Below are 10959 nucleotides of genomic sequence, written 5' to 3'. Positions count from 1 at the left end.
GGGGACTGAACCCGAGTACGTCAACAGCTTTGTCGCTTTTAAGCAAAGAAACTGCCCTCTCCCACCTGACCCCGCCGCCAAACCCCACAAACCCCTAAACAAAAGGCCGCTTACGCGGCCTTTTGTTACAGCACACTAGATCCGTGCTCAGTGGTGATGGCCTTGCGGGCCATGCACGTGCCCATGGTCCAGCTCTTCGGCGCTTGCCTGACGAACTTCGCGCACGGTGACATCAAAGACGAGCGCCATGCCCGCGAGAGGATGGTTGCCATCAACAACAACCTTCTTGTCGGCAATGTCGGTAATGCGGAAGAGCATGTCGTCTTCTCCGTCGTCGCCAACCCGCTCAAAAGCCATGCCGACTTCAATATCGGCCGGAAAGAGTTCGCGATCTTCGATCAGGACCAGGCTTTCGTCATATTCACCAAAAGCATCGTCCGGCTGCAGCTTGATGTTGAGCTTCTCGCCCGTCTTCATTCCGTGCAGCTTCTCTTCCAGCAGCGGGAAAATGGCATCGTAACCGCCATGCAGATAAACCAGCGGGTTGGCACCATCGTCGACGACATTGCCGTCGGGATCACGCACAGTGTAATCAAGCGTGACGACGGTGTTCTTGAGGATTTCCATTACTGCTCCTAGAAAGGGTTTTCAGCTGTGCGAGAAGCTTCTCCGTATGATCCCGCACATCAACATTGTAATCCGCGTGAAGCACCATACCATCGCCGCCGATGATAAAAGTGGAGCGATGCACCGCTGGACGGATTACGCCATCCAGTTCGCGCTCTTGCCAGACATGATAAAGACGGCAAACATCTCCCTCGGGATCGGAGAGCAGTTCCATCGCAATGCCATGCTCATCCCGAAAGTCTGCGTGCGTCAAACACTCATCCAAACTCACTCCTACCACCATGGCGCCGCACCGAGCAAAGTCATGATCGCGCTCGGAAAAGGCGATCGCCTGCTTGAGGCTGGATGGCATTACGTCACGGGGATAGAAGTGCAACACCACAATCTGGTGATGCTGCAGCGCGGCAGACAGGTCGAAGATCTCCATATCAGCATCTGGCAAACAAAAAAAAGGCGCTTGCTTGCCCGACACCAGAAGTTCATCGCTTGATGCCCAAGTACCAAGTTGGCCCATGTGTCACTCCCCGTTGCGCAGTCTCTGTCTTTTCTGGATAGACCTGTGTGCAGCGAACAACAAGGAGACGACGGAAAGCCCTTATCCAAATTCACAAAGGGTTACAAAAGCCCCTCAGGCGCGGCAAGTGGCGGCAGGCCATGGCGCCGCCTGACACGCGAACACTCTGCGTTACCGATACCGAACAGGCCATGCGCAGCAAACTCGCGGCAGGGGTCGGGCCTTTGTTCGTAGATCCCACAATGAACCCTCTCGCCAATACGGCCAACCAGCGCCACACAGCGAGGATTGGTGCGATCAGTACCGCGCATCCGGCAAGTACTGGCCGTCTCTTCGTCTGCCAAAGCGTCTGGCACGCAACCACCTTCGGACTGCAACTGGCTGCGGTGAAAGCTCACGCGCAAGGATGCGCAGCAAGCGCCACAGCGCACACAAGGATCCAGATCAATATTCATTCAGTACCCAGATCGATCGACAAACGATAGAGCGCCTGACCAGAGTCGCGATACTTGCGCTCGAAAAGCGTTAGAGGCTCTTCGACGTCAATCTGGTCCAGCAATGCCTCGCGATTCGTCACGATGCGCAAGGCCTGTGCCAACTCCTCAAGATAGATTGACCAGTTACTACGACTCTCAAACACCCCGCCGAGCTCAACGATCGTCGGGAATATGGCGTGACCATGCCAACGCCGCGCGAGATGGCCGATTTTGGGCCAAGGGTTCGGGTAGAGGATGTAATGACGCGCGAGACGTATTTCAGACTGACGCAGCAAAGCCCAGAAATCAACGAGGTCGGCACGCACGAAGCACAGGTTGTCAGGCCAATCACCTGCACCGGGTTTACTACGCGCAAGGCGATCTGCACTCTGGTCTACGCCAAGCACGAAATGGTCGGGGTAGCGGCGCGCCAGCTGGAGGCTGCTCCAGCCCACCCCACAACCCGCATCAAGAAGCAAAGGCCGCCCGCCGCCCCACGCAGTCATAGCCTGCTCAAAGGCGTCGCGATTCCACGGCGCCACAGGTTTTTGAAACTCGTGTACACAGTGGCGTCGCACCAGTTCAGCCAAGTGCTCGTGAGGGGCAATTTGAGCGCTGCGAATGTCACGTGAGTTGGCATACATCAGCGCACCCCCGCACCCCAAAGACAGTCACGAACCTCTGCGACCTGCCGCAAGGGACGCACTGCCTGGTAGAGCAATTCGGCCTGAGGGTAATTACGACGCAGCAGATTCAGCCATTGCTTAATACGTCCCGGCGCGTGGCGCTCCTCGACACGAGTCAGCACCGCACGCCAATAGTGCGCAAGCAACGGCTGAAGACGCAGCCAATCGTCCGCCCCGGGTTCGGCGGGCATACGCCCCCGGATCCGCTCTGCGAGAAAGGGGTCTGACACCGCACCGCGCCCCAGCATCACATCTCTCAAACCACCTTCACTCATGCAGCGCAGGTAGTCTGCAACATTCCATATTTCGCCATTTGCCACTACCGGCACCGCAACCGCATCAGCGATACGCGCAATCCATGGCCAGTGTGCAGGGGGGCGGTAGCCATCCTGTTTGGTGCGGGCATGCACCACGAGCATCTGCGCCCCGCCTTCAGCCAGCGCCTGCGCGGCCTCAATGGCAGGCACCGTATCCCGCACCCCCAAGCGCATCTTGGCCGTCAAAGGGGTTCGCCCGGCAATCCCCAGAGCAACGCAACGAGCTATCCGCTCCAGCAAATCCGGCTCCTCCAGGAGCACCGAGCCGCCACGATGGCGATTGACCGTCGGTGCAGGACAACCAAAGTTCAGATCAATTCCAGCAGGACTCAAGTCTGCCAAACGCGCAGCAGACGCCCCCATGAGATCAGGATCAGAGCCCAGCAACTGAACGCGCACAGGCGTCCCTGCATACGTCTGTGAAGCGACATTCAACTCAGGTGCGATGCGAGTAAAAAAACGAGCCGGCGGCAACCCAGTGGAGATTCGGGCGAATTCGGTGACGCACCAATCATAGGCACTTGCACGGGTCAGCACATCGCGCATTGGCGCGTCGACCAGGCCTTCCATTGGAGCCAGCAGGATGCGGGGCATTACAGACAACCAGTACTCAGAAGGCGCGATTCTACGCTGGCGCCATGCTATGGTGCGCGCTTTCGCTGTGTGAGCAAGGTGCTGCCGTGATCGTTCTGGATCTGAAATGCGAAGAGAATCACCGCTTCGAAGGCTGGTTCGCTTCACCCGAAATTTTCGAGCAACAGCTCACCAGACACATGGTGCATTGCCCCGTATGCGGTGATGGAAAAATCAGCCGGCTACCCTCGGTACCAAACATCGTGCGCCGCAGTAACGAATCTTCGCCAGCCGCCAAGCCCCCCGCCCAACTCTTGAACCAACTGGCCGCCGCCTTGCTCAAAGCGGCCAGCGACGCTGAAGATGTTGGCGAACACTTCGCGGACGAAGCGCGCAAAATTCACTATGGAGACGCCGAAGGGCGCAACATCCGCGGCACAACCTCCGCCCAGGAAGCTCTTAGCCTCCTGGAAGAAGGGATCAGTGTGCTGCCTCTACCTGCGGGGAAAGAGGATCTGCACTGAACAAGTCCTCAGTGCTAACCAAGGCATCCGGCAGGTAGTAGAGCGGGCTCAGCGGCTCGAAAGCACTCAATGGCCACGCCCTGAATGCGCGCAGCCAATTCCCCAGCGCTTGTTTACGCGATGCGTTTCCGGACTTCATCGTTATCACCTCGCCTGTTCTCATTGCGGGGCAAGATTACGGCTCCTGGATGACATCGCAGTGACCATGAGATGACTTTGGCGTGACAAAACACAAAGGGGAAAGGCTTTCGCCTTTCCCCTTTGATGTTTGGAGCGGGAAAAGAGTCTCGAACTCTCGACCTCAACCTTGGCAAGGTTGCGCTCTACCAACTGAGCTATTCCCGCAAAACTTTTAAACCTGGAGGCGCGAGCCGGAGTCGAACCGACCTACACGGATTTGCAATCCGGTGCATAACCGCTTTGCTATCGCGCCGTTAATTCGACACCAATTCGGCTTGCGCCACGCTCCGTCTTTAACCGGAACTTTCATCCAACTAAAAGGAAAAGCTTGCTTCTGCTTCCCCAAAAATTCTGGAGCGGGAAAAGAGTCTCGAACTCTCGACCTCAACCTTGGCAAGGTTGCGCTCTACCAACTGAGCTATTCCCGCGTCACGAGCCATGCATTATAGGGCCCAAAAAAAAGATGTCAACACTTACTCTCACTTTTCGTTGAGAACCTGCATCGCACGACGCATGTAATACACCATGGACCACAAAGTCAGTACGACCGCCACGACCATCAGCACCGAACCCATGCGGCGAATCGGCAACCCCAGCAGGTCGTCGTAATAGAGCAGCATCGGAATAGCGATCATCTGTGCGGCCGTTTTAAGCTTGCCGATGAAGGACACTGCAACGCTCTTGGTCTTGCCCAGCTGTGCCATCCATTCGCGCAGGGCAGAGATGGTCAATTCACGACCGACGATGATGAAAGCCAGCACTGCATTGCAACGATCCAGCCACACCAGCAAAACAAGGGCGGCACACACCATCAGCTTGTCTGCCACTGGATCCAGGAAGGCGCCGAAGGCGGAAGTCAGCCCCAACTTGCGCGCCAGCCAACCGTCAAACCAGTCAGTCACGGCGGCCACCACGAACAGGGCACAGGCAAGCATGTTCTGATGATGCTGTGACAGCACGTCCTGCGGCAGGTAATACACCGCCAATACCAGCGGGATCATGAGGATGCGCGCCCAGGTGAGCGCGTTAGGAATATTGAAGTTCATGCCGGGGCTGTCAATGCAGCGCGTTATAAATTTGCTCGGCCATTTTACGATTGATCCCCTCTACGCGGCATAAATCTTCCACCGTAGCTTCGCGCACCCCACCCAGCCCGCCAAAAGTCTCGATCAATTTCTTGCGCCGTGTAGGCCCAACACCGGGAATATCCTCAAGCTGAGAAGTGAGGCGAGTCTTGCTGCGCTTGGCACGCATGCCTGTGATGGCAAAGCGGTGGGCTTCATCACGTACGATCTGGATCAGATGCAGCGCCGGATGCTCGCCGCCCAGTGCGAGGCCTGGGCGGCCGTCCGGATAAATAAGTTGCTCCAGGCCTGCCTTGCGTTCCTCACCCTTGGCAACTCCGACCATGGCTATGCTGGTCAGACCCAGTTCGGTGAGCACCTCCCAAGCGACACCGACCTGCCCCTTGCCTCCATCGATCAGGATCAGGTCTGGACGTACCCCCTCCCCCGCGGCCACTTTTTCGTAGCGTCGGGTGAGCGCCTGGCGCATTGCGGCATAGTCATCGCCGGGCGTGATGCCACTGATGTTGAAGCGACGGTATTCGGACTTCTTCATGCCCGCACCTTCCCATACAACACAGGAGGCCTGGGTAGCCTCCCCCTGAGTATGCGAGATATCAAAACACTCGATGCGCTGTGGGCGCTCGGATAGCTCGAGGGCCGCCTGCAAGGCATCAAGCTGAGCCTCGGCGCGACCGGTTTCACGCAAGCGCGTCTCGATGGCAAGCCTGGCATTGGTAAGCGCCATTTCGGCCCATGCCTTTTCGGCCTGGAAGCGGGCAGTCGCTACAATCGGCGGTCGATCCAGCACGTCTTCAAGCAATGCGCGGATCGCCTCTACATCTGCCCCCTCGATCACCAGCTTGGTCGGTGCCGGATGCAAGCGGTAGTGCTGCTCAACGTAGGCCAGCAAGGCATCCGCTACGCCCAGCCCTTCACTGGCACTGGGGAATTGGGCCCGATCTCCCAGATGGCGGCCGCCCCGCACCATCGCAAGGTTTACACAAACCTGCCCTCCTGCGGCCTCCGCGACGAGGATGTCGACGTCCTCGTCCTTGCCTGAATCGACGAACTGCTTGTGCAACACAGTTTGCAATGCCCGGATCTGATCGCGGAAGACTGCCGCCTGCTCGAAGGCAAATGCGTCAGAGGCCGCCTGCATGCGCGCAGTCAGACTATCAATGACATCTGAGTGGCGACCTTCAAGAAAGAGGGTCGCTAGCTTCACGTCGCGCGCATAACTCTCTGCATCGATCACGCCCACGCAGGGCGCCGAACAGCGTTTGATCTGGTGCAGCAAGCAAGGACGGGAGCGATTGTTGAAAACACTGTTTTCGCAAGTCCGCAGCAAGAACAGGCGCTGCAGCAACTGGATGCTCTCGCGTGCCGCCCAGCTTGAGGGAAAAGGGCCGAAGTAGCGCACACCCTTCTCGAAGGCGCCACGGTAATAAGCAAGGCGCGGTGAGGCGTCGCCGGTGATCGCAATATAAGGGTAGCTTTTGTCGTCGCGGAAAAGAATGTTGTAGCGCGGCTTGAGCGATTTGATGAGGTTGTTTTCGAGGATCAGCGCCTCTGCCTCGGAACGCACGGCTGTGGTATCCACGCGCACGATCTGCGCCACCATCAGGGCAATGCGCGGGCTCGGATGGTTCTTCTGAAAGTAGTTCGAAACGCGGCGCTTGAGATTCTTGGCCTTGCCGACGTAGAGCACTTCCTCATCAACGCCGATCATGCGGTAGACGCCGGGCGCCTCGGTCAGCGAACGCAGGAAGGGTTTGTAATCGAAACTCACGGCGGTTTCTCGCAAGGGGCCAGGCCCGGATACTACCGCAGGGCAGGCGGGATGGCCTCTCAAGCCTCCTTCCCAAGACAGAGCGCGCTACGAGCCAAGCAATTTCCGGCCGGCGGCACAGCACCGACCTGCGGGGCGGGCAAGCTCTGCCAGCCCGGTTAGGCTTGTGCCTAATCCGCGCAGCCCGAGCTGCGCCATTATCCGGAGTTCCCATGCATCGCCCTACCCGCCCGCCTTATTCCTTGCTTCCCTGTGTGCTTTTCGTCTTGTCACTAGGGGCTTGCGGCGGAGGAGGCGGGGGAGACAGCAGTACAACACCAGGCCAAACGGGTAGCAGCACAAGCAGCGCAGTAAGCGCCTCACAGACAAGCGCTGCCCGCTCGGCCAGCAGCACCAGCAGCTCAGGCAATGCCAATAGCTCCAGTGCGGGTTCTAGCAGCTCAAGCAGCGGCCTTTACCAGAGTGCTCCGATGGTTTCGAGCTGCATCGCCGGTCAGCTGCAGGCTAGCGAAAAGAATTCGGTGCTGACCCGGCTGAACGAGATTCGAGCCCGCCACGGCTTACCCGCCGTGAGCTATGACAGCAGCGGTGACGCCGCGGCAGCGGCGGCAGCGCTCTACATGGTAGCCAACGAGACCCTCACCCACACCCCTTCAAGCAGCGGCAAGTGCTACAGCGAAGACGCTTACCGTCTCGCGAACACCAGTAATCTCTATACCAGTTGGGGATACAGCACGGTCACCACACCCAGCGCAGACGCCATGGTGAGCTATCTGATCGATAGCGGCGTGAGCAGCCTGGGCCATCGCCGATGGTTGCTCTACCCCTTCTTCGCAGCCACCAGCTTCGGTCGCGTAGATTCTGCCCCCGCCGGAGGGACAGGGCGCATGGCCTCGGCGCTGCGCACCATCGGCGGGGAAGCCAGCAGTGTCAGCATGAGCAATGACTTCGTGGCCTATCCTTATGGCAGCTATCCAGCGAGCGAGTTTTCGACCAGCTGGTTTCTGTCCTTCTCGGCGATCGCCAGCAAGACCAACCGCGCCAATAACGGCGGCAGCCAAGTGAGTTTTGCCGGTGCCACAATCACGGTTACGGACGGCAACGGCCAATCACTCGGCATTACCGAGCAGTCCGCCAACTACGAAGGATATGGTCTGCCCAATCACCTGCAATGGAAGGTGGTCGGGCTCGCTAATGGCGGCAGTTACACGGTCAGGATTGCCGGCGTCAACGTGAACGGGACGAACCGCGACTACCAGTACGCCTTCCAGTTGCGGTGAGGTCAGACCAATGCTTGCACCGATGCCCAGGCATCGGTAAAGCGCTTGTCGATCGACAATACTTCGACGGCCGGGTAGTGAGCAGGTTGCAAAGCCGCAATGCGCTCGGCGGACTCGGCACGCAAGTTCGGCCGCCAACGCGCCAGCAGATCGGCGGTAAGCTCCGGGCGGTTGCACACCAGCACCATGTCGCAGCCAGCGGCATGCGCAGCGTCAGCCCGCGAGACGATATCGCCGGCAAGCGTCGCGCCCTCCATCGTGAGATCGTCTGAAAACACCACACCCTGAAAACCAACACGCTGCCGCAATACATCCTGCAACCAGAAGGGCGAAAAGCCCGCCGGCTGCGGATCGATTCGCTCATAGACGACATGTGCCGGCATCACGCCCGAGAGCACCTGCCTGAGTTCGCTGCGATAAGGCACGATATCGTCGGCCCAGACCGCATCGAACTCCCGCTTGTCGACGGGCATCGCGACGTGCGAGTCGGCTTCGGCAAAACCGTGGCCGGGGAAATGTTTGCCGACACACCCCATCCCCGCTTCACGCATGCCCACCGCCAGCGCGTGGGCCAGCATCGCTGTGATCTGCGGATCACGATGAAACGCGCGGTCTCCCACCACCGCGCTGTGTCCATAATCCAGATCCAGCACTGGCGCGAAGGAAAGATCGATGCCATAGGCGAGCAGTTCGGCAGCCAACACATAGCCCACATCCTGCGCAGAGAGTAAGGCATCGCGCGGCGAGCGCGCATACAACTCCCCCAGTTTGCGCATCGCCGGCAAGCGGGTAAAACCTTGGCGGAAGCGCTGCACGCGTCCGCCCTCATGATCCACGGCGATGATCAGGGCCGGGCTGCGCAAGGCATGGATCTCCGCACACAAGGTGGCGAGCTGGTCAGGATTCTCGAAGTTGCGTGAGAACAAGATGACGCCGCCAACCAGGGGGTGGCACAGCACTGCGCGCTCTGTGTCGCTCAGGGCCGAACTGGCCACATCACACATCACTGGACCAAGGGGCTGCTGCAGGGGCTTGAGACTCATGTTCGGATTTCCAGAAGCGCAAAGGCGACTACGGTATCGCGCTCGTCGCTGATCGAAAGATGGGCAGAGAGCTTCAGCGCAGCAAGATGCGCGGCCAGCGCCTCGCCGAAGAGATAATGCGGCTTGCCGAGTTCATCATGCCCCACGCCGATGGCACTCAATGTCGCAGGCGGGCGCAACCCCGTCCCCAAAGCCTTGGCCAGCGCCTCCTTGGCAGCGAAGCGCTTGGCCAGGAAACGCTCCGGCTCGCGTGCCAGAGCAAAAGCTTTCAGCTCGTCAGGGTGCAGCAAGCGCTGCGCAAACCGCTCGCCGTGGCGAGCCAAGGATTCGCGCATGCGGGCGATGGTGACGATATCCGTACCGATGCCGTAGATCACGCGAACCTCAGCGCCGGTTATCCGCTTCGCGCATCAGGCGCTTCATCTCAGCAACCGCCTCACGCAAGCCGACAAACACTGCGCGGCTGACGATGGCATGACCGATATGCAATTCGCGCACATCCGGCAACGCTGCAACGGGCTGCACATTGAAGTAGTTCAGCGCATGGCCGGCATTGAAGCGCATTCCCAGATCAACGATAGCGCGGCCCGCCGCACGAATTTTGTCGAGCTCGGCCAGCACTGCCGGACTCTGTGCATCACGGCCCTTGTGGTGAAAAGCAGCGGCGTAGGGGCCTGTGTGAATTTCGCAGACCCGGGCGCCGATACGCGCAGCGGCTTCGACCTGCGCAGGCTCGGGATCGATAAACACGCTGGTCATGATGCCTGCATCAGCAAGGCGGGCAATGGCTTCTTTAAGCTCGGTCTCCTGCGCAACGATGTTCAGCCCACCCTCGGTTGTCACTTCCTGACGCCCTTCGGGCACCAGCATGGCCATCTCGGGCTTGATCTGACAAGCGATTCCGATCATCTCGTCAGTCGCAGCCATCTCCAGATTCAGCTTGATGTGGGTCAGCTCGCGCAAGCGGCGTACATCGTGATCTTGAATATGACGACGATCTTCACGCAGATGAACGGTGATGCCATCCGCGCCACCGAGATGCGCCTCGACAGCAGCCCAGACCGGGTCCGGCTCATAAGTGCGGCGAGCCTGGCGGATGGTGGCGACGTGGTCGATATTGACGCCGAGTTCGATCATCTTCAGTTTCCTCAGTGCTACGTGTTCAGAGCGCCTGCAGTTCCATCAGGATACGGCGCGATTCGAGTGCCTGTCCGCCCAGATGGTACTGGATCAAGCGGCGCATGAGCCCCTTGGCATGGCTCAAGGTTTCCGGTGAGGAGAAGTCCCCCGTAGCCATCGCCAGCAAGGCTCGCCCAGGCAGCAGGGGCAGGTCACCCAGTTTCGCATCAGCCTCAACCGGGCCACGCTCAGTCAGAAAGAAATATTCAGCATGTTCGCGCAACGCCTCACCGCTTTCGACATCGTGATCCAGCGTCGGCGCGTAACCCACTTCGCGCAACAGATTCAGTTCGAAACTTCGCAACAGGGGCTCATGCGCTCCACCGCCAGCGAGGCGCGCCAAGGCTTCGGCATAGGCGTCGAAAAGCTCTGGGTGGGGGTCCTCACGCGCCAGCAACCGAAGCATGAGTTCATTGAGGTAGTAGCCGCAAAGCAGGCCGATGCCGCCCAGCAAGGCTTGGCCACCCTGCCAGCTGGCACTGTGAAGGGTCTTCACCTCCCCCTTGCCGGACCAGGTGACCTCGAGCGGCTGGAAGGACATCAGCGCCCCTCGCAACATGGAGCCGGGCCGCCGCGCGCCCTTGGCCACCATCGGCACGCGACCATGCTCACGCGAGAACATCTCGACAATCAGGCTGGTCTCGCGCCAGGGATAGCTATGCAGGAGAAACGCTGTCTCGTGATCAACCCGGGCGCGGCTCATC

At 59.4% G+C, this 10959-nt stretch carries 13 protein-coding genes and 3 tRNA genes; 2 read left to right on the top strand and 14 right to left on the bottom strand.

Annotated elements, in window-relative coordinates; genetic code table 11:
- Positions 1-147 precede the first annotated feature (147 nt).
- From HJ583_RS16715 to HJ583_RS16695, 5 genes are all read right to left on the bottom strand, one after another.
- A complete protein-coding gene (locus tag HJ583_RS16715) occupies positions 148-627 on the bottom strand; it encodes an FKBP-type peptidyl-prolyl cis-trans isomerase (protein WP_170022975.1) in 480 nt (159 codons plus the stop codon).
- Positions 593-1141: a peroxiredoxin gene (locus tag HJ583_RS16710; RefSeq protein ID WP_170022974.1), complete on the bottom strand. Its 549-nt coding sequence runs from the start codon at positions 1139-1141 to the stop codon at positions 593-595. Before HJ583_RS16710 ends, HJ583_RS16715 begins: the two co-directional genes overlap by 35 nt.
- 101 nt (positions 1142-1242) lie before the next feature.
- Entirely contained in the window at positions 1243-1596 is a 354-nt protein-coding gene (locus HJ583_RS16705; RefSeq protein WP_170022973.1) for a YkgJ family cysteine cluster protein, read from the bottom strand.
- Positions 1593-2123: a tRNA (guanine(46)-N(7))-methyltransferase TrmB gene (gene trmB, locus HJ583_RS16700; protein WP_328824933.1), complete on the bottom strand. Its 531-nt coding sequence runs from the start codon at positions 2121-2123 to the stop codon at positions 1593-1595. Before trmB ends, HJ583_RS16705 begins: the two co-directional genes overlap by 4 nt.
- 137 nt (positions 2124-2260) lie before the next feature.
- On the bottom strand, positions 2261-3214 hold the full coding sequence (locus HJ583_RS16695) for a tRNA dihydrouridine synthase (protein WP_217423470.1): 954 nt from the start codon (positions 3212-3214) through the stop codon (positions 2261-2263).
- Between the two features lie 86 nt (positions 3215-3300).
- Between HJ583_RS16695 and HJ583_RS16690 the strand changes: the two genes are divergently transcribed.
- The gene (locus tag HJ583_RS16690; RefSeq protein ID WP_170022972.1) at positions 3301-3717 is read left to right on the top strand and encodes a DUF1178 family protein; all 417 of its coding nucleotides are present in this window, start codon (positions 3301-3303) and stop codon (positions 3715-3717) included.
- A gap of 269 nt (positions 3718-3986) precedes the next feature.
- Here the strand turns inward: HJ583_RS16690 and HJ583_RS16685 are convergent.
- The 5 genes from HJ583_RS16685 to uvrC all read right to left on the bottom strand — a co-directional run bounded on the left by HJ583_RS16685 (position 3987) and on the right by uvrC (position 6693).
- Positions 3987-4062, bottom strand: a tRNA-Gly gene (locus HJ583_RS16685).
- Positions 4063-4076: 14 nt separating this feature from the next.
- Positions 4077-4150, bottom strand: a tRNA-Cys gene (locus tag HJ583_RS16680).
- Positions 4151-4249: 99 nt separating this feature from the next.
- Positions 4250-4325 (bottom strand) — tRNA-Gly (locus HJ583_RS16675).
- Positions 4326-4376: 51 nt separating this feature from the next.
- Complete coding sequence (gene pgsA, locus HJ583_RS16670; protein WP_170022971.1) at positions 4377-4943, bottom strand: CDP-diacylglycerol--glycerol-3-phosphate 3-phosphatidyltransferase; 567 nt, start codon at positions 4941-4943, stop codon at positions 4377-4379.
- A 10-nt stretch (positions 4944-4953) separates the two neighbouring features.
- Positions 4954-6693 (bottom strand): excinuclease ABC subunit UvrC, encoded by a 1740-nt coding sequence (gene uvrC / locus HJ583_RS16665; protein ID WP_235943905.1) that lies wholly within the window; start codon positions 6691-6693, stop codon positions 4954-4956.
- Positions 6694-7223: 530 nt separating this feature from the next.
- On the opposite strand from uvrC, the gene HJ583_RS16660 reads away from it, so the two are divergent.
- The gene (locus tag HJ583_RS16660) at positions 7224-8033 is read left to right on the top strand and encodes a CAP domain-containing protein (protein WP_170022969.1); all 810 of its coding nucleotides are present in this window, start codon (positions 7224-7226) and stop codon (positions 8031-8033) included.
- 2 nt (positions 8034-8035) lie between these two features.
- Here the strand turns inward: HJ583_RS16660 and nagZ are convergent, their stop codons facing one another.
- Genes nagZ through recO form a run of 4 tightly spaced genes read right to left on the bottom strand, consistent with a single transcriptional unit; the run spans position 8036 to position 10958 of the window.
- Positions 8036-9076 carry a beta-N-acetylhexosaminidase gene (gene nagZ / locus HJ583_RS16655; protein ID WP_170022968.1) on the bottom strand — a complete coding sequence of 347 codons (1041 nt, stop codon included), beginning with the start codon at positions 9074-9076 and terminating at the stop codon, positions 8036-8038.
- Complete coding sequence (gene acpS, locus HJ583_RS16650; protein WP_170022967.1) at positions 9073-9453, bottom strand: holo-ACP synthase; 381 nt, start codon at positions 9451-9453, stop codon at positions 9073-9075. The genes nagZ and acpS overlap by 4 nt, the downstream gene beginning before the upstream one ends.
- A 7-nt stretch (positions 9454-9460) precedes the next feature.
- Entirely contained in the window at positions 9461-10213 is a 753-nt protein-coding gene (locus HJ583_RS16645; RefSeq protein ID WP_170022966.1) for a pyridoxine 5'-phosphate synthase, read from the bottom strand.
- Between the two features lie 25 nt (positions 10214-10238).
- Entirely contained in the window at positions 10239-10958 is a 720-nt protein-coding gene (recO, locus tag HJ583_RS16640; RefSeq protein ID WP_170022965.1) for a DNA repair protein RecO, read from the bottom strand.
- Position 10959: the final 1 nt, after the last annotated feature.

Source organism: Uliginosibacterium aquaticum (genome assembly GCF_012972705.2).
Lineage (GTDB): Bacteria > Pseudomonadota > Gammaproteobacteria > Burkholderiales > Rhodocyclaceae > Uliginosibacterium > Uliginosibacterium aquaticum.
The sequence above is the reverse complement of the archived record's forward strand: the minus strand, read 5'-3'. Positions and strand labels throughout refer to the sequence as shown.